The sequence below is a fragment of the Aequorivita sp. H23M31 genome (assembly GCF_004022485.1).
GTDB classification, from domain to species: domain Bacteria; phylum Bacteroidota; class Bacteroidia; order Flavobacteriales; family Flavobacteriaceae; genus Aequorivita; species Aequorivita ciconiae.
The window spans coordinates 3,495,613-3,522,026 of the sequence record NZ_CP034951.1 but is presented as its reverse complement, the minus strand read 5'-3'; the positions used below and the strand labels follow the sequence as shown (position 1 = coordinate 3,522,026).

The 26,414-nt window shown below is 43.2% G+C and carries 3 protein-coding genes; all 3 read right to left on the bottom strand.

The genetic code is table 11. From position 1 onward, the window contains the following. Positions 1 to 446: 446 nt before the first annotated feature. The 3 genes from EI546_RS15350 to EI546_RS15340 all read right to left on the bottom strand — a co-directional run bounded on the left by EI546_RS15350 (position 447) and on the right by EI546_RS15340 (position 26,059). Entirely contained in the window at positions 447 to 6,452 is a 6,006-nt protein-coding gene (locus tag EI546_RS15350) for a BspA family leucine-rich repeat surface protein (protein ID WP_128251369.1), read from the bottom strand. Between the two features lie 768 nt (positions 6,453 to 7,220). Beyond that, positions 7,221 to 13,559, bottom strand: a complete 6,339-nt coding sequence (locus EI546_RS15345; protein ID WP_128251368.1) for a BspA family leucine-rich repeat surface protein — start codon at positions 13,557 to 13,559, stop codon at positions 7,221 to 7,223. Between the two features lie 806 nt (positions 13,560 to 14,365). Next, positions 14,366 to 26,059 (bottom strand): BspA family leucine-rich repeat surface protein, encoded by an 11,694-nt coding sequence (locus tag EI546_RS15340; protein WP_128251367.1) that lies wholly within the window; start codon positions 26,057 to 26,059, stop codon positions 14,366 to 14,368. Between the last annotated feature and the right edge of the window lie 355 nt (positions 26,060 to 26,414).

Sequence of the window (26,414 nt, the reverse complement as noted above, 5' to 3'; positions counted from 1 at the left end):
TAATTGAAAATTCGGCCCTTCCCTATATTGGCGTTACCCAATACTTATACCGGTACCGGTACTATGGCCTCTGCTGACTTCTCCACCCCTCTCGGGCTGGAGACCTCCTACGTTAAGTCCATTATCTTCCAGTCAATACCACTGCATTTACTACCCTGAATTATGGACGACTTTCGGGCGTCTGTGTCTATTGCCACATAACCCTCCGGGCAAGCCTTAGTATGCAGTTTGTGTTCGTTGGTACCGACTTTTGTTTTAGGCTTCTTTCTTCCGATAGCTATCGGGATTACCTCACGGCAAAGACCTTTCCCCTCAACTAACGGTTCTCGTCAAAATAAGCTCGTTCGGGACTTTAACCCTATAGATAATGAACATGCATAGCAAACAAAAACCCTCCCATTTTTAGAGGGAGGGCTCTTTGGCATTTGGATTAAGATTGGTTAGTCCTATTCCTTGATCAACAATTCCGTGGCCTGTCCTTGCCTGCCCTTAACCAAGACCATATAAGTGGCACTTGATAGTCTGGAAACATCGATCACAGTTCCAGTAGCGAGGCCGTTGAGCTCTACTTTTTGGACCAACCTACCGGTCAGATCAAAAATAGAAACACTCTCAAGCTCAGCACTATTGGGATTGCCCAGGTTCAACTGTCCCTTCATGGGGTTCGGGTACAAAGAAATTGCAAATATGGTGGCACTTTCATCTATCCTATCTCCATTGAACGGGATTGAACAATCCTTTCCGCCGTCAGTAATGATCCAATTGTTTGGACTTGAGGTCAGGGTGATCCTGCCCGGCTCACCCGCACAGTACTTACTGTTGCCACCGTCGAAGGTCACGCCTTGCTTAAGCGTAGGTAGTGAGCTCCATCCGTTAAGCAGCGAATCGTAATTGTCCCTGGACAGGGTAACGTTCTTGAACATTCTCCTCATATCGTTGACCTGGCCTACGTCCCAGCCACCTAGGTCCTGATCGAACCTATTGGCGTGAAAGAACATATAGCTCATATCCGTCACGCTACCAACGTTCCAGGAGCCAATGTCTTGGTTGAACCTCATTGCCGTTCTGAACATTCTTTCCATATTGGAAACATTGGCAACATTCCAGGCCCCAAGATCCTGATTGAAGAGGGTGGCCCCATTGAACATCTGTGCCATATTGGTCACACTGCCCACGTCCCAGCCCCCGATAGGGTAGTTGAAAACTGAGGCACCGCCAAACATACCGGCCATGTTGGTAACATTGCCAACATCCCAGTTGCCAAAATTGGCATCTCCGTTAAAGGATCTGGCATATGCGAACATTCCGTACATATCGGTAACCATTGATAGATCTGGCATATCGGTAGCATTACTTACCATATTCTCCGCTCCGGCAAATGCACCGTTCATGGAAGACCATACATTGGTCCCCCAATGCTCGATAGATCTCAACTTCATTCTGCTGGTAGCAGTGTTGTTGAAATATATGCGGGGGAAAGTACCACAGATAGAAACAGTATAGGTTCCAGCATTTGCGTATGTATGGGTAATATTGCCACCCACATTGCTATCGCTGCTGCCATCGCCCCATTCTACAGTATAGTTATAGGTTTCACCCAAATAGGTCGGAATGGTAATGGTCTCATTTGCAGAGGTAGTCCTCCAGGTGGTAACAAATGCATTCTCATCACAAGAACCTCCACCTTGAGTACAATCCACACTGATAGTGAAGCTTCCTGCAGAAGAACTCCAATCGTAGGTTCTGATTACTACCGTTTCGGTAGCATCAGCAGTCCAGGTAATAGTTTCTGCCATACCTGCAGAGAAACCATCGTCCGCACAGGCTATTTCAGTTAAACTACCACAAGTTCCACTATAGATTGCTAGGACCGCATCATAATCTTCACCAATAACACTTACGGTATATTCATTGCCCGCTTCTACGTTAAGAGTATAGAAAACATCTCCAGAAGTACGGGAAGAACAACCATCTGTGGTACCGCTATAAGTAGCACCATAAGTAGTTCCTTCAACAGAATCACCGCAAGAAAGCATCATTGCATCTGTACAATCATCGTTGTCTGGCGCGCAGGTAACAGGAGGATTAAGGGTTGCATAGGCCACGCAATCTCCGTCCTGCACACCTATGGCACTGGCATTTGCCATAGTATCCGCATCAATGGGACCAAAAGTGGCAGAGCCACCAGCGGGCACTTCAACAAAGTCGAAATCATTTACCGCAACATTATAGGATGTGTTTCCTTCACCCCCTGAGAGCGAGGCAAGAACGTAATACTCCCCACCAACCTCAAGACATTCTACAGGACCACCGTTGGCATCCTGTGCTGTAAGAGTCAATTCTGGAGCAACACATTCTGGAGCAGAAGTACACTCAACACTAATAGTAAAGCTTCCTGCAGAAGAACTCCAATCGTAAGTTCTGATAACCACGGTTTCGGTAGCATCAGCAGTCCAGGTAATGGTTTCTGCCATACCAGCACTAAATCCATTGTCCGCACAGGCTATTTCAGTTAAACTACCACAAGTTCCACTATAGATTGCTAGGACGGCATCATAATCTTCACCAATAACAGTTACGGTATATTCATTGCCTGCCTCAACAGCAAGTGTATAGAAAACGTCTCCCGTTGAACGTGAGGTACAGCCATCGGTCAGTCCACTGTAAGTGGCACCATAGGTAGTTCCCTCAACGGAATCATCGCAGGAGAGCATTATTGCATCCAGACAGTCGTCGTTGGCCGGGGCACAGGTAACAGGAGCATTAAGGGTTGCATAGGCCACGCAATCTCCGTCCTGCACACCTATGGCACTGGCATTTGCCATAGTATCCGCATCAATGGGACCAAAAGTGGCAGAGCCACCAGCGGGCACTTCAACAAAGTCGAAATCATTTACCGCAACATTATAGGATGTGTTTCCTTCACCCCCTGAGAGCGTGGCAAGAACGTAATATTCACCTCCAATTTCAAGACATTCTATTGCATCACCATTGGCATCCTTTGCTGTAAGCGTAAGTTCTGGAGCAACACATTCTGGAGCAGAAGAGCATTCCAATCCGAGCGTGAATTCGCCTGTTCCTGAATAACGGTATAGTCTAACGGTGTAAGTTCCAGCCTCTGGAGCCTCCAAGGTTATTGTCTCGGGGTTGCCCGAATCGGAGCAGTCAATATTGGTAAGCTCTCCACAGGAACCTGAATATACATAAAGGACACCATCAAAGAATGAACCTTCAACTGCATTTAATGAAACGGTATAGCTACTTGAACCATCTGCCTCAAAACTATAAAATACATCAAGTGCAGAAGATGAGGTATAGCCGTTACATGTGGCTGGAAGACCAGAAGCAGTCGCATTGACGGTACTACCGGTTATTGGTTGACCACAAGCCAACTGCACAGCGTTGTCACAATCGTCATTGGATGGTGGGCAGATCATTGGAGATTCCAGTGTAGCATAAGCGACACAATCCTGATCCTGAACCCCAATGGCACTGGCATTGGCAGTTGTTCCAGCAGCGATAGGTCCGAAAACGGCAGAACCGTCGGCAGGTACTTCAACAAAGTCGAAATCATTTACCGCAACATTATACGATGCGTTTCCTTCACCCCCTGAAAGCGAGGCAAGAACGTAATATTCACCTCCAGTTTCAAGACATTCAATTGCACCGCCATTGGCATCCTGTGCTGTAAGTGTCAATTCTGGAGCAACACATTCTGGAGCAGAAGAGCATTCCAATCCGAGCGTAAATTCGCCTGTTCCTGAATAACGATAAAGTCTAACAGTGTAAGTTCCAGCTTCTGGAGCCTCCAAAGTTATTGACTCCGGGTTACCTGAATCGGAGCAGTCAATATTGCTAAGCTCTCCACAGGCACCTGAATATACATAAAGGACACCATCAAAGAATGACCCTTGAACTGCATCTGAAGTAATGGTATAGTTACTTGAACCATCTGCCTCAAATGTATAGAATACATCCAGAGCAGAAGATGAGGTATAGCCGTTACAAGTGGAATCCATTCCGGATGCTGTTGCGCCTACGGTAGATCCGGTAATAGTTTCGCCACAGACCAAAGCCACGGCACCATCACAACCATCATTTGCAGGAGCACATATGCCAGGAGAGGTCAATGTAGCATAAGCGACACAATCCTGATCCTGAACCCCAATGGCACTGGCATTGGCAGTTGTTCCAGCAGCGATAGGTCCGAAAACGGCAGAACCATCAGCAGGTACTTCAACAAAGTCGAAATCATTTACCGCAACATTATACGATGCGTTTCCTTCACCCCCTGAAAGCGAGGCAAGAACGTAATATTCACCTCCAGTTTCAAGACATTCTATTGCACCGCCATTGGCATCCTGTGCGGTAAGGGTCAATTCTGGAGCAACGCATTCTGGTACCACGGCACAATCCAAACTAATAGTTATATCACCAGTTGTTGTACCCGAAGAACTGTAATGAGCTATATAGACATAATACATTTGACCGGCAACGGTTGTTGCTACTGTATATGATTCAGCACCAGTAGAGCTGTCCTTACAAACAATATTCACTAATTCCTCACAGGATCCAGTGTTAATAGACATCTCATGATCAAAGGTGGCAGAGGAGTTGACAGTAATATCGGCTCCCGTACCTTCAAATGAAAACCAAATTCCTCTACTGCCCATTGTACAAGTAGTAACATTGGTAGCAACGGAGTTAGCAGTTGAATAAGTAGCTGGCTCATCATCACAAGAAATTGCTATTGCAAGATCGCAAGAATCTCCAGGGGATGGAATTACTCCTGCGCAATTACAATCTTCATCATATACGTCATTTAGGGTATTTGGATCTCCGTCATCGCAAGGAGTACCTGGTTGGGCAGGTCCTCCTGGAACCCCCTCGCAATCAAGTTCTGTAGCGCAGGAAACACAGGATACTGTAGATGTTGCACAACCAGTTGCTGTTCCGCATTCCGCATTTGCATTCCAATGAACAAAAAGATTAGCGGATGAGGGTGCAGTAACAGTAAGAGGGCCGTAACCTTTGGCTACTACAGGGCCTCCGACACTTCCTTCCCGAACTGTAACATATGCGCTTACTCCGGCTTTAACAGAATCAAATTGGTAGTCATAGCCAGCTATAATACCGGTTATTTCAGAATATTCTGACCAATAAGTACAACCGGAAATAGTAGTAGATTCCCCAGTAGGATTTGGAGTTATAGCTGCGAACGGATATTTAGTAGTATTTTGACAGCTAACCGCCTCACACTCACAATCAGCATTTACTACTCCAGTTTCGCCACCACCAAGATCGCAAGTATCTCCGAAATTTGCCTCAAGCTCTGGACAGTCAAAAGAAGTAGCACATACCAAGCTAATGGTAATAGCTTCTGTAGTGGTATTGCCAGATGCATAATGAGCAATGTACACGTAATAAGCCTGTCCTGCTACTGAAGTTGCCATAGTATAGGTTTCAGCACCTGTCGATCCATCCTTACACGCTATATTCGTCAAGCTTTCACAACTTCCGGAATTAATTGACATTTCATGGTCAAAAGGAGCAGAGGAATTAATGGTTATGGTATTTCCTGTACCTGTAAAAGTGAACCATAAACCAGCATTACCCATTGAACAGGTAGTGGTGTTGGTTGCAGTACTTCCTATGGAATCATAAGTTACTGGTTCCCCATTACAATCTAAAGAAATGGCCAAAGAGCAATCTGCACCAGGACCTGGCACAATGCCTTCACATTCGCAATTCTCATTTATTGAATCTCCCAATGTATCCGGATTGCCGTCATCACAAGGATCTCCGAAGTTAGCCTCTAGTTCAGGACAATCAAAAACATCTGCCTCAATAGTTAATGTATAGGGAGTACTTTGTGGAGTAGGCCATGTTGAGATTACAATGTAGTACGTCACGCCGGCACTAACCGTTAACCCATTAACTACTAAAGGTACAGCAGCAGAAGAATTGGTATGTCCTCCTACCGTGCTCGCAAAAGGGCACCCAGTAAAGACGAACAACCCAGTCCAAGCATCATGATTGGTTACGGAGATATTGATTACTCCGTTTGCTGATGGAGTGTAAGCATACACCACATCATCACCTTGCAAGTAACTACCGCTGGGATTTCCAACCGCATTAGGAGCTGAAGGGGGTCTATCACCTGATCCGTAATCATCGCCATAGTTGGATGTGTTGTCTGTCACAGTAAATGGCAGAGAAGTAATAACAGCTGGGTCATTGCACGTGTCTCCAGGACCGGCCAATACACGACTTTCAGAAGTTCCGATCCAGTTTAACTGGCCCATCGTACTCCAAGCTAATCCCTGGTACGAACTAAAAGTTCCGTTTCCGTCTCCCGTTGCAGTTACAAAGCCTGCATAGGGCTCAGTACCATGCGAAAAACCGACCATCGTCAGAAATATCGCACAGAGAAAAAAAGTAAGTTTTTTCATTTGTTAAATAATTTAGTTTAGTAAAGATTTGATTTAGAAAAAATATCTACACCTTGATCAATTTCCATGAGAAGAGAATATGGGAAATTATAGGAGTTATAACACAATAAATTTTTTATCTCAATTTAGGTAAGGATTCCATGAAACTGATAGTTCATTTTTCAAGAAAAAAAATTCTTATCAGATTTTGAGATTAGATACTTGGACGGTTAATTTAATAGCTGTCTATGTCGTTTCAAAAAAAAATTAATGTATTAACTTTCATTAGTTCCTTTGCAGGAAGAATGCAAAGAATCTGTTTACAACCATTTACCCGTTACGGGTCTAGGTAACGAAAAGAAAAAAAGGTAAGTTTTTTCATTTTTTAAATTTGGGGTTTTAAATGTTAATTGATTCTTAATATACCCCGAATATAAAAATAAAAACTCAATTGGTAATGAAAATTCTCATTTATTTTATTAAAGTACGAACATTAATATAAATTAAAGCCTTTGTATGAGGTATAATCTCAGTAAAAGAAATCTATCATTAAGACAATGATAAATAATATGAAACAGCAATTTTACGGAAATTGTTTTCTTCCTTGTATCAACTTCCAACTCCTCTCCGTTCAGTTTTAATTACATTCCTCTCATTAAAAAATAGGAATTAAAAATCGGTCAAGGGTAAAAGAGGGTAATTTTTTTGTCAAAAGTTTTAACTGCAAACAAAAAACCCTCCCATTTTTAGTGGGAGGGCTCTTTGGCATTTGGATTAAGATTGGTATTCCTATTCCTTGATCAACAATTCCGTGGCCTGTCCTTGCCTGCCCTTAACCAAGACCATATAAGTGGCACTTGACAGTCTGGAAACATCGATCACAGTTCCAGTAGTGAGGCCGTTGAGCTCTACTTTTTGGACCAACCTTCCGGTCAGGTCAAAAATAGAAACACTCTCAAGCTCAGCACTATTGGGATTGCCCAGGTTCAACTGTCCCTTCATGGGGTTCGGGTACAAAGAAATTGCAAACATGGTGGCACTTTCATCTATCCTATCCCCATTGAACGGGATTGAACAATCCTTTCCGCCGTCAGTAATGATCCAATTGTTTGGACTTGAGGTCAGGGTGATCCTGCCCGGCTCACCCGCACAGTACTTACTGTTGCCACCGTCGAAGGTCACGCCTTGCTTAAGCGTAGGTAGTGAGCTCCATCCGTTAAGCAGCGAATCGTAATTGTCCCTTGACAGGGTAACGTTCTTGAACATTCTCCTCATATCGTTGACCTGGCCTACGTCCCAGCCACCTAGGTCCTGATCGAACCTGTTGGCGTGGAAGAACATATAGCTCATATCCGTCACGCTACCAACGTTCCAGGAGCCAATGTCTTGGTTGAACCTCATTGCCGTTCTGAACATTCTTTCCATATTGGAAACATTGGCAACATTCCAGGCCCCAAGATCCTGATTGAAGAGGGTGGCCCCATTGAACATCTGTGCCATATTGGTCACACTGCCCACGTCCCAGCCCCCGATAGGGTAGTTGAAAACTGAGGCACCGCCAAACATACCGGCCATGTTGGTAACATTGCCAACATCCCAGTTGCCAAAATTGGCATCTCCGTTAAAGGATCTGGCATATGCGAACATTCCGTACATATCGGTAACCATTGATAGATCTGGCATATCGGTAGCATTACTTACCATATTCTCCGCTCCGGCAAATGCACCGTTCATGGAAGACCATACATTGGTCCCCCAATGCTCGATAGATCTCAACTTCATTCTGCTGGTAGCAGTGTTGTTGAAATATATGCGGGGGAAAGTACCACAGATGGAAACAGTATAGGTTCCAGCATTTGCGTATGTATGGGTAATATTGCCACCCACATTGCTATCGCTGCTGCCATCGCCCCATTCTACAGTATAGTTATAGGTTTCACCCAAATAGGTCGGAATGGTAATGGTCTCATTTGCAGAGGTAGTCCTCCAGGTGGTTACGAAAGCGTCGCCCTCATCACATTCTTCGGACGGTGGATCAATTGTGATCGTTTCCAGATCTGAATACTCACTGTAGTTACCCTCACCACAGATTGCCCTCACCATAATATCATATTCCACGTAGTACTGCAGATCGAGAACGGTATTCGGGTAGGTATTCACAATTATGTATCCCTCATCAGTGGCATTCCAATTGGAATAATAAACCTCCCATTGGGTCTCACTGCCGCCCGGGATCCAGGAAACAGGAAGATGCGCCATACCTCCACTGTAGGTGACCTGGCCAAAGGTTATATCCGTTGGCATTTCACATGTTTCAACTACTTCACAATTAACACTGATCGTAAAGCTTCCGGCAGAAGTACTCCAATCATAGGTTCGAATTACAACTGTTCCGGTAGCATCGGCAATGAAGGTAATAGTTTCGGCTACACCAGCACTGAATCCATTGTCCGCACAGTCAATTTCAGTTAATTGGCCACAAACACCGCTGTAAATTGCAAGTACTGCGTCATAATCGGCACCCTGTACAGTTACGGTATATTCATTGCCCTCAACTACGTCAAGTGTGTAGAAAACATCACCTGTTGTACGGAAAGTACAACCATCGGTCGTTCCACTATAAGTGGCACCTATTGTAGTCCCCGCAACGGAATCACCGCAAGAAAGTGCAATTGCATTTTCGCAATCATCATTGGCGGGAGGACATACTGAAGGAGAATCCAAGGTTGCATAAGCTACACAATCTCCGTCCTGAGCACCAAGGGCACTTGCATTGACTGTTGTTCCCTGATCGAAAGGACCAAAGATCACAGAGCCATCTGCATTTACCTCTACTGCATCATAGTCATTGGCAGCAACATAATAGGAAGTGTTTCCTGACCCACCTGATAGGGTTGCCAGTACGTAGTACTCGCCACCAACCTCAAGACAGTCAATTGACCCACCGTTGGCATCTTGCGCCGTAAGCATAAGTTCTGGAGCAACGCATTCCGGAACTACGTCACAATCAATACTGATTGTGATATCGCCAGTTCCATTGGTATAACTACTCCAGTGGGCCACATATACGTAGTACATCTGATCCGCTACAGAATTTTCAATCGTGTATGATTCAGCACCAATATAGGAGTCTTCACACGCAATAAATGTAAGATCCTCACATGAACCTGTCTGAATCGACATTTTATGATCGAAACTGGCCGTGGAGTTAATGGTGATATCTGCACCAGTACCCACAAAGGAGAACCAAATACCATTATCACCTTGGCTAGTACATCCAACAGGAGCAGTAGCTGTTGAGCCAACAGAGGAATAGGTCACCGGATCGGCGTTGCATTCCAAAACAATTGCATCAGCACAATTCTCGTTAACAGGAGGACATATCGTAGGAGAATCCAAGGTCGCATAAACTGTACAATCCTGATCCTGAGCACCAATTGCGCTAGCGTTAACGTTGGTTCCTGCATCGAAAGGACCAAAAACAACGGAGCCATCTGCATTTACCTCTACTGCATTATAGTCATTGGCAGCAACATAGTAAGAGGTGTTTCCAGATCCGCCTGATAGGGTTGCCAATACATAGTATTCCCCACCAACCTCAAGACAGTCAATAGAACCTCCATTGGCATCTTGCGCTGCAAGGGTCAATTCTGGAGCTTCACATTCCGGAGCGGCAATACATTCCAATCCAAGAGTAAACTCTCCGGTCCCAGAATATCTAAAAATCCTTACAGTGTAAGTTCCTGCGGCTGGGGCAATAAGCTCCATTTCTTCAGGGTTACCGGAATCTGAACATCCCAGACTGGTAAGTTGTCCACAAACTCCCGAATACACAAACAGGATTCCATCAAAGGATTTGCCGGGAGCTGCATCTAGAGAAACTGTGTAATCACTCGTACCATCTGCTTCAAAAGAATAAAATAGATCCAGTGCTGAAGATGATGTATAGTTACCACAAGTAGCGGACAATCCAGATGCAGATGCACCTAAAGTCGATCCGGTAATTGTTTCACCACACACTAAAGCTATAGCGCCGTCACAATCATCATTTGATGGAGGACATAATGAAGGAGAATTCAAGGTTGCATAAGCTACACAATCTCCGTCCTGAACCCCAATGGCACTGGCATTGGCAGTTGTTCCAACAGCGATAGGTCCGAAAACGGCAGAACCATCGGCAGGTACTTCAACAAAGTCGAAATCATTTACCGCAACATTATACGACGCATTTCCTTCACCCCCTGAAAGCGAGGCAAGAACGTAATATTCACCTCCAGTTTCAAGACATTCTATTGCACCGCCATTGGCATCCTGTGCGGTAAGGGTCAATTCTGGAGCAACGCATTCTGGTACCACGGCACAATCCAAACTAATAGTTATATCACCAGTTGTTGTACCCGAAGAACTGTAATGAGCTATATAGACATAATACATCTGACCGGCAACGGTTGTTGCTACTGTATATGATTCAGCACCAGTAGAACTGTCCTTACAAACAATATTCACTAATTCCTCACAGGATCCAGTGTTAATAGACATCTCATGATCAAAGGTGGCAGAGGAGTTGACAGTAATATCGGCTCCCGTACCTTCAAATGAAAACCAAATTCCTCTACTGCCCATTGTACATGCAGTAGTGTTTGTGGCAGTTGAACCAACAGAGGAATACGTCACCGGATCGGCGTTGCACTCCAACACAATTGCATCATCACAATTATCATTAGATGGAGGACATAAAGCTGGAGAATCAACAGATGCAGAAACACTGCAATCCCCATCTTGAGCTCCTACTGCGGTTACACTTACATTTGTACCAACCGTAAATGGTCCAAGAACAACAGAATCATCAGCATCTACTACAACTGGATCTCCGCTATTTGCAGTTACGTTATATGAACTGTTGCCAGATCCACCAGATAAGGTGGCATATACATAGAATTCACCACCTGTCTCGAGACATCCTTGAATTGGCTCTCCAACATCATCTGATGCATAAGCGCTCATTTCTGGGGCGGTACATTCTGGAATAACAACGTTTACTGTATAATCTTCAACCTGACCGTAGCTATATGAACCGCAAGGATTCGTTCGTGGAGAAGAGAAGTTTTTAACAACTCTCATTCGAGTAATTCCAGTCATAGCATCATTGGGTACCTCAATATTTCCAATAGCACTTTTGCCGTCAATTCCGGTAGAACCATTAATTGATTGTGCAATAACATAAATCTCTCCCTCGTCATCCAAAATTCCGTTTTGGTTCCAATCGAAAAACACGGTGAAACGGTTTGTATAACTTCCATCTGTATTACCTTTTAAGGTGATTTCATAAACACCTCCTGACGCTAAATTTGTGGACTGATCGGTAAAATCTTCATACCCATACGTCGATGCAGGATCGGTAGTGTTATCGATATCGCCGAAACCTACATAAGTGATAGGCTCAACACTCGTAGCATACGATTCGCAATAGCACTCAGAGGCAGGCTTCATCGTCACTTGGATTATATCTGACTCATCAATATCTTGACTATAGCTACAGCTAACAACATATCGGAAATCTGTAGATTCCGAGATGCCAGCAGATACCGCATAGGAAGGTGAGCTGGCACCATCAATGTCCATCCAGTCATTATCACCGGCAGGTGAAGATTGCCAAATTCTTACCAATCCATCGGCTGGTTCAGAAGCGCCTGTAACACTTAGGTTAAATCCTACTCCTCCACAAACCTGAAGAGAAGCATTGTCTGGCGTACCAGCAACTGCTTCTGTACAACCTTCAAGTGCAGATACGTTCAAGCTAAAATCCACTGCCGATCCATAGGATATATTTCCGCATGGAGAAGGATTTGCCGTTGAACCGTATTGTGCACGAACGCGCATACGGTAGGTTCCTTGAGGAGTTCCTTCAGGAACTGTAAATAAAAGAGTTTTATTTGCTGATGCGTTGGCCAGACGGACCACTCTTTCGCTTGCATCAAATTCCAAATCGTTATTCCAATCGACCCAAATGTTCACACCATTTCCTCCTCCAACATAAGTAGTGTTGATATTGAAAGACTGTGCTGCACTAGCATCCAAAACAACTGAAGTCATATCGGCATACCCGCCAGCAGGCATGGAAGAAGTCGTGTAAGAAATATCAGAATTGGCACCATCCGAACTTATTGAGCTTAAGTAATCACTCGAATAAGTAGAGGAAGGTATACATAAAGACGGTACAATTGTATATGTCGCGGTGGTAGAATAGGAAGACGACTGCGAATTTAAGCAAGTTACTTTCAATCTTACCTCCGCTATGCTTCCAACAGGCCCTGTAATGTATGCTATTGCATCCGCATAGGTGGAGGTGGCAGTACCAAAATCTGCCCAATCACCTTCACCAACAAATCTATATTCCCATTGATACGACATACCAAGAAATCCAGAAGTATATCCCGTTGCAGAGAGCGTAACATTAACACCCGTACCTCCTGTGGATGGAGAAGTACTGGCAATACCTGCCTCAGGAGTACCAGTGCAATTAGGTAGTGGTGCAGAAAAATCCAGTTGAATGTTTGAACGATTTGCATTAAGAGTAGGAGTGGTCACAGTGCCAGGAGGGCTGGTGTCTCTCCTCCAGAACATGTGTCGATTGGTCTGACCCGAAGTAAAGGTCACTTTAGTTCCATCCAAGTTTTCAACACCGCTGCCACCGGCATTATTTTCTACAATAACGATCAGATTGTCAATTCCATTATAGGCAAAAGGGGTAGCTAGGTTAATAGTCACTATTCCCGGAGTGGATCTAGCGCTTATCGATCCGTCGTAAACCACCACGGGGTTGGTTGCTGTAATAAAATCATCATATTTGGCAGATGTAAATTCTTGATAAGCCGTGGTAGCTAAAAGTATTCTCACAGGATGCGTGGATCCTATTGAGTTTACAGTCCAAGACAACGCTGAAATCACTCCTGTAGTGGCGATTTCACTTGCTGAATATAGATCGGCAGTGCGTTCAAAGCCATAGTAGTTTGCCAATGGCTGCATCTGCGTAGCCGTTCCGGTCCCTATGGGAACCACCTGTGCCATCCCTTGCCACGTGAGTGTGGACAAAAAGAGAGATAATAGAAAAAATAAATTTTTTTTCATGATTGAGTAATTAAGGTTAGTAGTTAATTAATTTGGTAAATTTTAACACCGTTCAAAACTCCATTAAAAAGAATATTGGAGATTTTAATGGTTTAATAAAACAGTCCAAAAAAGAATAGAAGACACAAGATTTAAGCAAATTCCGATTCTAAAAGATTTTACCCTCTCTTAAAATGCTTTCGAAATTTAGCTATAGCGCGTAGCCGCAATTGGACAGGCTAATAAATAACTGCCAATAAAATTCTTTAAAAAGATTGTTTTATTCCATCTTTCCTCGAAGCGCAAGGAACTCGCCTAGAATTTTGTAGATACTATCACGGATAGATGTACGAAAGAGAGAAAAAAGTAAGTTTTTTCATTTTTTTAATTTGGAGTTTAGTTGTTAATTGATTTATAATTTAATTCGAATATATAAATAAAATTTAAACTGAGAGCCATTTTCTGTTAATAAATCAATTAATCCATTACAATTTTACAAATTCGATTCTACATTCCATCAGTGAATTACATTTTAGCCCAACTTGTCTAGCTTTAGCATCTATATTCAATAATGAATTATGATTATCCAAATCCAATACTTTTGATTGGATTTGAGATTGCTTTTCCTTTAGAATAAAGTTACTTTCTAACCTAATTCGACATTTGGAATAAGTATTTTACTTTTTAAGGATTTGCAAGTACTTATGATTAACCATAAAGATAATAGAGGTAAAAAAAATGTTCAAATTATATGTTTTATCTAAAAATAAAGCTCTCCAGTTTAAAACACAACTAGAGAGCTTTATGAATTGTATAAATTGTTATTTCTATTCTTTAATCATTAGTTCAGATATCATTCCATCTTCACCAGTCACTAATACCAAGTAAGTAGCGCTGGAAAGTCTTGACACATCAATGACAGTTCTAATTGTGATATTGTTAAGCTCTACCTTTTGGACCAATCTTCCTGTAAGATCGAAAATTGAAATACTCTCCAAAGAATATTGATCTGGATTTTCGAGAACAAGCTCATTTTTCATTGGATTCGGATGTAACGAAACTGCAAACAAAGAAGCGTTGTCCCCATCCCCCACTCTATCTCCATTAAATGGAATGGAACAATCTTTTCCGCCGTCATTAATGATCCAATTGTTTGGACTTGAGGTCAGGATAATCCTGCCCGGCTCACCCGCACAGTACTTACTGTTGCCACCGTCGAAGGCCACGCCTTGCTTAAGCGTAGGTAGTGAGCTCCATCCGTTAAGCAGCGAATCGTAATTGTCCCTTGACAGGGTAACGTTCTTGAACATTCCCCTCATATCGTTGACCTGGCCTACGTCCCAGCCACCTAGGTCCTGATCGAACCTGTTGGCGTGGAAGAACATATAGCTCATATCCGTCACACTACCAACGTTCCAGGAGCCAATGTCTTGGTTGAACCTCATTGCCGTTCTGAACATTCTTTCCATATTGACAACATTGCCAACATCCCAAGCCCCAAGATCCTGATTGAAGAGGGTGGCCCCATTGAACATCTGTGCCATATTGGTCACATTAGCCACGTTCCAATCACCTATATATTGGTTGAAAACGGAAGCTCCACCGAACATACCTCTCATACTGGTCACGCTCTCAACGTTCCAATCACCGATAGACTGGTTAAACTTTCTCGCATAGGCAAACATTCCCTCCATATCGATCACGTTGCTCACGTTCCAATCGCCAATTACGCCGTTAAACATACTGGCTGTGTTGAACATCCTATTCATAGAAATCACATTGCCCACATTCCATGAATTGAGGTTCTGGTTGAACTTTGTGGCACCGTTAAACATATTAGCCATATCTGTTACGTTGCCCACATTCCAGCTACCGATCGGGTAGTTAAAGACAGAAGCGCCGCCAAACATTCCGTACATATTGGTAACATTGCTTACATTCCAATTTCCGAAGTTGGCATCCCCGTTAAATTTACGTGCAAAAGCAAACATTCCATACATATCCGTGACCATGGAGAGGTCCGGCGTATCCGTTGCGTTGCTCACCAGGTTCTCGGCACCGGCGAAGGCACTGTTCATAGAAGTCCAAACATTGGTACCCCAATGCTCGATAGAGCGGATCTTCATTCTATCTCCGCTATTGTTGAAATAGATACGTGGGAAAATTCCGCAAATGGACACTGTATATGTACCCGGGCTATCGTAGGTATGGGTAATATTACCCCCTACATTACTGTCGCTGTGGCCATCTCCCCAGTCCACGGTATATTCATAATCCGCTCCAGGATAGGTTGGGATGGTTATGGAATTGTCTGAGATGGTCCAGGTCGTAACAAAAGCCTCCAGCTCATTACACGGAGTATCACTACAAACCTCAGGAGAATCAAGGTCACCACTCACACCACAACTAGGATTATCATTACCTGTTACAGTTACTGAAACTAGCGTACCAGCAACAAATGGCCCTAAAATCACTGAGTCTTCGCTATCAATATTTATTGGATCCCCAGAATTAGCGGTTATCATATAGGAATCATTTCCTGTTCCCCCTGTTAAAGTTGCCAATACATAGTAAGAGCTATCCGCTTCAATACATTCGGTAATTGGATTTCCATCCGCATCCTGTGCCTCTACGGTCAATTCAGGTGAAGTACACTCTGTTTCGCAAACCGCCGGTGAATCGATGTTGCCGATAACCCCACAAGAGTCATCCTCATTTCCCACCACTATTACAGAAACGTCTGTTCCGGCGACGAATGGACCCAATACAATGGATTCGTTAGTTCCAATGGATTCGGGATCTCCTCCATTAGCCGTAACCGTATAAGTACTATTGCCTGAACCACCAATTAAAGTAGCAAGAACAAAGTAATTTTCACCCGCTTCAACACATTCAGTGATCAGATTTCCATCTGCATCTTGTGCCACTAGTGTCAATTCAGGCGAAGTGCAATCTGTAGCGCAAACCACCGGAGAATCTATCTCACCCACAACTCCACAAGAGTCATCTTCATTTCCTACTACTGTTACAGAAACGTCTGTTCCCGCATCGAATGGACCCAATACAATGGACTCGTTAGCTTCAATGGATTCGGGACCTTCACCATTAGCAATGAGCGTATAAGTGCTATTGCCTGAACCACCAGTAAGGGTTGCAAGGACATAGTAGTTTCCACCTGCTTCAATACAATCGTCAATTGGATTACCCGCTACATCTTGGGTCGCAAGAGTTAATTCAGGCGAGGTACATGTTGGAATTGTATCCGGCTCACAATTACAATCTTCGTCTAAAATACCGGGATCACCATTTGCGTCGAGACAGGATGCTCCGGGTAATGCGGAGCCACCGTAAATTCCTTCACAATCAGGTACACATTCCTCCAAGGTTACTCCCGTTACAATCGTCAGGTTACAATTATCGTTTTCGGTAAAATATATATTGAAAATTACAGGCCCTGAATTAAATTCAACTCCAAAAGTTTGTGGACTTCCCGTAATTAGATGTTCTATTCCGTTTACGGAAATATTCCCATCCATAGGCGCATTTTCATATGCTACAACTACTGTTGTGGAATATATTCCAGTTTCTGGATTACAGGAAGACGGGACATTAAAACTTACTGCAGAAATTGAACAATCTGCAATTATACAATCCGGGTCCTCTTCAATTGTCCCCGTTGCAATGGCTCTCCTTCCGTTCGCATCAACAACAGTTACACTATAAGTGCCGGCGATTGCTTCCAAAATCTCTCCTACATAACCGTTATCCCAATAATATGAATAGGGTGCAGTACCATTCCCTGCAACTGCCGTCAAGGAACCAAGTGTATTTTGATCCCCACAAGAGAATGTTGAAGTTAGGGCTACCGTATAATTATTTAGTTGTGTATAGGCAAAGTTATCTGTATAATCAAATTCCAGTTCTGTGCTATTAATAATTTCTCCCACAATTCTTACCGGTATTTCTACCACCGTCCAAGGAATAGAAACAGCTTCACCATTATTAAGGTTCTGCCCGCCTCTAGGTCCAAATGGTAGGCCTCGTGGCGTTCCCCCTCCATCGACCGGAACACTTATAGGTCTCGTTCCAATGGGTATGGTATCGCCAGTGGCAGAAATGTAGGAAAACAATATTTCCGCATCAACATCGAGCTCTCCATCATTTCCGATGAGAGCATCAATATCGATAGTTTCTCCCACCTCGGGCGTATCATTGGATGCAACAAATTCGTTAAAGGAAAGGTTTGCCGCTGCTCCTACCACAAAAGATCTTGTTGCTTCATTGTTCGACCTATTAGCATCGTTCACATCATGACCTGAATCAATTATTGCCCTAGCAACATGAAGTCCTTCTATTTCTGATGAATACGGCATTGGAACGGCTATAGTATTGATCCTATCTTTTATCAAACCAGGTAGATTGGTAACTACTGCCAGAACATCATTATTAATCATCAAGGTTAAATCCATTCTGTCGTTAATATTGGAATACCCAATATTCTCATAAGAAATATCGAAGAATGTGTATTCTCCAGGTTCCGGATTTAACAGTGTTGGATTGATATATTGCGATAGTATACGCATATCTGGTTTGTTCTGAACGAGAACCTCTTTTATAAGAACATTATTTTCTTCATTGCATTCCGCATAATCATTATCAGGATCCGTGGTCATTCTGAAGGTGTAAATACCACTTTCATTGAATACAAATCTTGAAGGAAGAGCTGCGTAATACGGACAACCTTGACATCCGTCAACATTCTGTACCGTAGTATCACCAACCAACATCCAATTTGTGGCTCCTGGTTCTTTTACTTCAAAACGCACTTTTACTTCCGAGGCCTTATAAAGATGTTTCACCTTAACACCCACTGTTGGAATAGCAGATTCATTTTCGTGATACACTCTGTTCCAAAAATCATAGCCACATAAAGGAACAGGTTCAAACTCCCAGCACAATACCTTGGTTAACGAGTTATTATTTCTATCGGTATCGTCTATAGAATTGTTGGGATCAACCGTGGCTGTCAAGGTTGTTCCTCCCGAACTTACTGTGGGCGCAGAGGTAGAGAAGGTAACCCTTTCTCCTGGAAGAATATCTTGATTATAAACAAGAGGGTAAACTTCGCCATTGCTCAAGGTAAATTTAAATTCTATAGGTCCCGAGGCAGTGGCATTCCCTCTATTTCCTACTTCGGCAGAATAAGTTACCGTCCCGGGAAATTCTGGATCTACCGGATTTACTGCTAAATCACTACAATAAGACGACACATATAAATCTGGACGACACTCCAAGATATCGATATAATAACTACTGCTATTGTTATTTTCATTGAGCTCAACCACAATATCGGGAACATCACAATTTAAAACGAATTTGTATCTACCTAGGTTTTCATAGTTAATAGGGATAGACACTGAAGCCATTTGGCCCGGATCAATATTTGTGACCGATCTAACATAAGTGTGGATTAACGTATCATTAAAATACACATCAATAGTATTATCAAAATAATCCGTGGAAACATATCCTATGTTCCTAATGGAAAAACTTTGGGATGTGCCGGCAGTACATAAATATTGGGAAGGAATTCTTCCACTACCATATGGTGTAATATCTGGTAATGGTGGATTAACTTTAATTCTGGCCGTCCCTAGATTATTATTTTCTGAAGCCTCCTCCACAACCGAGCCGGCATCAGCTAGTGCGGTAATATAGTACGTTCCCTCGGCATTAAATTCAGCAGTAAATGGATGGCTAAAAGATTCTCCAGGAGCAAGGGGAGGAACGGGCATATTGCCAATAATAGGTAGTCCTCCTGTTTGGTCCATTTCCAAAAGAGTTTCTACTTCTACTGGAGCGCAACCGTTATTTCTTACGGTTATTGTGCCTGAAACTGATTGTCCCGGAATTATGCTACTATAATCAGGACTAATTCTAGCAATCAAATCGGGTAGACATGGTCCTTCAATAAGCTCCCAGGTTATAGATGTTTCACCGGTTAAAGTAAAGTCTGTAACTTCCAAAGGAGCGGTGTAAACTCCGGGCTGATTGCCACGTCGTGTTCTAAAAGAGAAATATCCACGTGAGTTGGTATGTGCCTGATGTGTAAGCCCGGTAATCGGGTTTACATAAGTAACCGTGGCCCCGGCAACCGTTGAATCCTGCAGTTGGATGGCTGTATCCGTATAATAGGCATATCCGGAAACGGTAACACTTGTTTCGGAAGATGGCAGATAAGTTACGGCAGGGCTGGCGGAAGCCTGTACATTAATTGCTCCCGGAAGATTAAAATCCCCATTGGTAAAGGGTCTAATCGCCCGGTTGTTCAATTCATTACTTTCGATAATTACATTTGTATAGTCCACAAAAACCTCCATTGGGTTCCACGATGGGATTGAAGGCGTAATTATATCCCAAGTGACGGTTATGCTTTGGCGAGCATCCAGGAAATCCACGGTTATATCAGGATAAACGGCGGTGAAATCAAATTGGTTCTCAAGATGTACTATGAAATTCTCTGCAGGAAAATCTGATTTATTATGGATGGTAGCGTTTATCTGCAAAGGCGATGAGACATCTGGATTAGGATTGTCGAATGTAATATCATTGGCAAAAATCTCTAGATCTGGCCCTACCAAAACCTGTGGAACATTATAGGCTTCTGTTTCTGTAGTACAACCATTTGCCTGCACCTGGACAACTGCCTGCCAATTTGTGCCAGAGGGCAATTGACTGATAGAGCCTATATAAACTTTTCCATCGGTTGTATCCAAATCATTAACATCGGCCGGAGATAATACTACGGCTCGGTCATTAATATCGGTATATCTGCCATTTCCTTCGTAATCCAGGAGGACTCTCGGGAATCCGTATGGGGGCAACTCTCCCGCTGTATTGGTATAAACAACTGCAAATTCATAGGTTGTTTCAGGAGTTCCGTGTGTAGGGGTTACAATACTGTTGGTAAACTCCCCAGTCCCCAAGAAGGTTAGCGTTGGATTCCCATTGCAATTGGTAGTGAAGGTGATGGGAGCTGACCAGGCACTCGAACCATTCACCTCACAAATTGCTCGCACATAAGCACTATAATTGCTATCTGGAGATAGCCCGGTTATAGTAGTATTGGATAAACCATTGACAATCTGGGACAGGGTTCCCGCCTCATCAGGATCAAACCCTGTAGGTCCATAGGCAACTTCCCATTGGGTGGCAGATCCCCCTTCTGTCCATGAGATTTCTGCACTAACATCCGTAACTTCATTTAATTGGAAATCTGAAGGGGTTAAACATCCATCGATTTGTTTCACTGAAATATCATCCATATCGATCCAGGACGAGTTGGAATTGTTTTTCCCATGAATTCCCAAATAATAAATACCTGAAACTGACGGGGTGAAATTTCCACTAAATTTTGTCTGAGTACTAGAAAGGACTCCTACATTAGTAAATACCTCGTTTGTCATATCTACTGCATTTGGAGAAGAACCAAAGGCTGCACTTAAGGATATCCCGGATTGCGTAAAAGTCTGCTTCGCATATAGCTCAACTTCGTAAGTGATACCAGCGGTTAGATTAAAGGGTCGGTACATCCACGTTTCGTTGTTGTATTTTAATGCAGTGTACCACAATCCAGTATGGGTATGGTAAGCTTCTTTTCTAGCGATCCACCATTCATTTCCGGAAATTGATTGTTGTGACCAGCAGGCCAAGGTTTGGTTATGAACCTGGCCATTTTCAAATCCATCGAAGAAAGGCAAGTCGGCAATTCCGCAATCAGTGTTATCATCATCCATAACTTCAATTCCGAAAGTACCTGTTAGCGAATTATAGCCTTCCACCTGTACATAATAAATATTCCCAGCAATAAGTCCCGTTAAATTAGCAATAGAATTATTCGGAACGATTATTCCGCCCTGGCCATCGCACCCCACTTCTACCAGGGTAGAAAGATCATTACAATCGGTAGGTGCCTTGTAAATGGCAATATGGGTATCTGTCAAGGTACCCCCTGCAATATCGGTGCTGACAATGGCATTTCCGCTAGCAGGAGCTACAAATGAGAACCAAACAGTTTTAGTTCCTGTTCCATTCCAGCAGGAGCCGGTAGGTTCATTATTCTGAAATGTTGCCCCAATGTTTGAATAGGCGTCACCGGCAGAAGAGGCACCCACTGTCAATGCAATTGCATTGCAAAGATCATCGTTAATAGGAGCACCAGGCCCTGTTACGGTGACGATGGCAGTTGCAGAGCTGGAGTTATTGCTTCCATCCGTAACTGTTAAGGTTACCGTGTTATCGCCAATATGGCTACTATTAAAAGTAGTGATATCTGTATTGAAACTTAAAGGTCCACAAGCATCCGTAGACCCATCATTTACGGCGTCTTCTGCGATTGTTGCCGTTCCATTGGAATCAAGTTGTACAGTTATATTTTTGGTTATTACAGCCGGAGCAGTTTGATCTACCACCGTAACAATGCTTACGCAAGATGTGGAATTATTGTTCTCGTCGGTTAGGGTTAGGGTTACATTATTGGCCCCTAAGTTGGTACAATCAAAACTACTGATGTCTAGAGTTGCGGACAATGTTCCACAATCTCCACCTGGAAGGGTAGCAATATCTTCGGGGACGATAGAAGCATTTCCATTTTCATCCAGAAACACCTGGATATTGTTACAGCTCACATTTGGCAGGGTTACATTTCCTATAACCCCTTCCAAGGGAGTTGCATTAAATATCGGATCTTCTTTTGTTCCATTATATTCAAATATATTGACGTAGTAGTCTGAAGAGGGTTGCAATAAATTTATGGGGCTCGTATTTCCAGAGCCATTGTAGATTACATATCCGTTTCCTATTGCATCCCCCATTCCGTAATCGAAATCGGCAGTATAATGATTTGTATTTTGGGGAATTGCGCTCAGGGGGGCCTCACTCACAACAACCAAACGTCCTTTACCGTTTCCTGAAGTCCAGTTTAAGACCACATTGCCATCACAGGATCTGGTATAGTTTAATTCCCTTGCGACTACCGTCGGTGTGCCTGGGGTGCTTCTCGAGGCATTTAAACCAGGAGTGACGTATAATTCATTATTTTCATTTATGGAATATTCAAAGTAGGCAAAATGGTATTGGGTATTCGCATTTAAATTGGAGAGCTGAAATTCCTCTGCTGTTCCATTGTACACCACAAAATTTCCGGAACCAAGGTTTTGTCCCTGCCCAAACTCCCCATTTGCAGTATAGGTTGTTCCATCGGTTGGAGTTACGTTAACCGCTGCCCCTTCCCGCGCTATAACCAGACGTGCCGAGCCATTACCTCTATTGAACCTTAAGAGCATGGAAGAAGCACCGATATTGTCAAAAGTTGCGTTTGAAACTTGTGTTGTTGGAGTATCCCCAAATGTTTCTGCCTCAAAGGTATATCCCGGTCTTAAGTATAACTTTCCGTAATTTCCATTATATTCAAATAAAGCAAAGTGATAATTTGTTCCAGGAAGGAGATTGGTAACATTAACTGAAATCCCGGTACCGTCATAGAGTACATAATTTCCATTTCCAAGTTCATAAGAAGAATGGCCATACCCCGCGGAATTCGCATTATAGCTCACGAGATCCTGGGGTTCTGCATTAACTGGATCATAGGCTCTTGCGACAAGAATTCTCCTGGCTCCATTTCCATTCGTCCAGTTGACATTAAAGGAAGAGGTTGTCTTACTATTTATAAAAATATTATTGGTTTGAACTGTAGGATTGGAAAGCGTTGACTGGCTGGTTGTAAATACAGGGTCCCCATTGCCGTCAACAGTGGTTAGATAATAGGTTTCCGTTCCACTGCCGTTATACTCAAATACCTTAAAATGATAGGTGGTGCGTGGCTGTAAGTTCAAAAGAGTCTCGTATATGGATCCGCTTCCATTATAAACCACGAACTCGCCAGGGGCTATTTCAGCTCCATTTCCAAAGGTACGGCTGGCCGTATATTCAACCCCATCCACCGGAACCGCTGTAACTGCGCTTCCTGCTTTGGCTATGATCATTCTTTTTTCGCCATTTCCAGATTGGTTTGCGGTATAGTAATCCATATCAAAGATAAAACGATTGCCATCAAGGGAACGAAAGTTCATACCGGTGGCATTTTCTGTGGGACTTGTATAGCCATTGGTGGCTTGACTGGCCGTAGCCCCCGGGGCAGGATTGGTTGGGGAAGAGGCCGTTTGATACAGTCGCCCGTAATTCCCTGTGTACTCAAAAAGAGCAAAATGATAGGTAGTACCGGGGTCAAGGTTGGTAATATTCACGCTGGAGCCGGTCCCTGAATAGAGCACATAATTACCAGTACCTATTTCATAGTAGGAATTGCCATAACCTGCGTAATTTGAATTATAGGTCACAAGATCCTGTGGCTCTATGTCCACTGGACTATTGGCTCGTGCAATAAGTATACGGCTCGAACCATCGCCATTGGTCCATGAGGCTTTCATCTTGGTAAATTCAACATTACTAAAGACAAGGTTACTGGCCTGTACCGTAGGATTTGATAGCGTTGACTGGCTGGTTGTAAAAACAGGGTCTCCGTTGCCGTCAACAGTGGTTAGATAATAGGTTTCCGTTCCACTGCCGTTATACTCAAACACCTTAAAATGATAGGTGGTGCGTGGCTGTAAGTTCAAAAGAGTCTCGTATATGGATCCGCTTCCATTATAAACCACGAATTCGCCAGGGGCTATTTCAGCTCCATTTCCAAAGGTACGGCTGGCCGTATATTCAACCCCATCCACCGGAACCGCTGTAACTGCGCTTCCTGCTTTGGCTATGATCATTCTTTTTTCGCCATTTCCAGATTGGTTTGCGGTATAGTAATCCATATCAAAGATAAAACGATTGCCATCAAGGGAACGAAAGTTCATACCGGTGGCATTTTCTGTGGGACTTGTATAGCCATTGGTGGCTTGACTGGCCGTAGCCCCCGGGGCAGGATTGGTTGGGGAAGAGGCCGTTTGATAAAGTCGCCCGTAATTCCCTGTGTACTCAAAAAGAGCAAAATGATAGGTAGTACCGGGGTCAAGGTTGGTAATATTCACGCTGGAGCCGGTCCCTGAATAGAGCACATAATTACCAGTACCTATTTCATAGTAAGAATTGCCATAACCTGCGTAATTTGAATTATAGGTCACAAGATCCTGTGGCTCTATGTCCACTGGACTATTGGCTCGTGCAATAAGTATACGGCTCGAACCATCGCCATTGGTCCATGAGGCTTTCATCTTGGTAAATTCAACATTACTAAAGATAAGGTTACTGGCCTGTACCGTAGGATTTGATAGCGTTGACTGGCTTGTTGTAAATACAGGGTTTCCGTTGCCGTCAACAGTGGTTAGATAATAGGTTTCCGTTCCACTGCCGTTATACTCAAACACCTTAAAATGATAGGTGGTGCGTGGCTGTAAGTTCAAAAGAGTCTCGTATATGGATCCGCTTCCATTATAAACCACGAATTCGCCAGGGGCTATTTCAGCTCCATTTCCAAAGGTACGGCTGGCCGTATATTCAACCCCATCCACTGGAACCGCTGTAACTGCGCTTCCTGCTTTGGCTATGATCATTCTTTTTTCGCCATTTCCAGATTGGTTTGCGGTATAGTAATCCATATCAAAGATAAAACGATTGCCATCAAAGGAACGAAAGTTCATACCGGTGGCATTTTCTGTGGGATAGGCATTCGTAGCCTGGCTTGCGATAGCTCCAGGAGCAGGATTGGTTATGCTCGTAGACTTTAGATATACCTTTCCGCTACTTCCATTGTACTCATAAAGCGCAAAGTGATAAGTCATATTAGGTGAAAGGTTGGTAATATTTACATTGTTTGCACTCCCAGAATAGAGCACATAATTACCAGTACCTATTTCATAGTAAGAATTGCCATAACCTGCGTAATTTGAATTATAGGTCACAAGATCCTGTGGCTCTACGTCCACTGGACTATTGGCTCGTGCAATAAGAATACGACCAGCTCCATTTCCATTGACCCATGAAACCTTCATTTTACTTCCAAAGATTTCGCTAAAAGTAATGTCATTAGCTTGAACTGAAGGATTAGTGACCGTAGCTTGACTACCTTCCAAAAAACTTGAGGTCAAATATTCTGTTGAAAAGTCGGTCCCATTATATTCAAAAATCTTGAAATGATAGGTGGTCGAGGGCATTAATCCTGTTATTGTAGCATAATTTGAAGAGCCTTTATAAACAACATATTCTCCCGGCAATATTTGATTCCCTTCTCCAAAAGCTCCAGCAAGATAATCTGTTCCATTCACTGGGGTTGCCATTACTGGCGAACCCGCTTTCATTACTATTATTCTTTTATCACCATTCCCCCTGGTAAAATTTATACGGTAACGATTCCCATCAACATTGGTTGTGGATAAATTACTCGATGGAACTGTGGGTGCCTGGGCAAAGGTCTGCACCGGCAGTAGAATGAAAGAGCATAGTAGAAAAAAGTAAAGATTTTTCATAATTCATTATTTTGGTTAGATTGGAGTTTTTGACTGGCTAGGGTAATTTTTATATAGTTGACAATCTTGAAATTTTTTCATACAAACTTTAGCTCGCCAACAAGGTTGAGGGTTCTTGAATTCGGAACTGCCAAACCTAAAAATCAAAGGTTGTTACGCATCAAATATTTTATGTCTTTAATCCTTCTTATCCACAGCGAATGCAAAAGACAATTAACTCTATACTCGGGATTGGGGAAGAAATTTATGGTACCAGAGAAAATTTAACATAATTTAATAATTGCGAAAGTAAAAAAGGAAGGACAACCTTACAATCTAAACTTAGTATTCGGTAGGTTTGACTTAGTAATCGGTT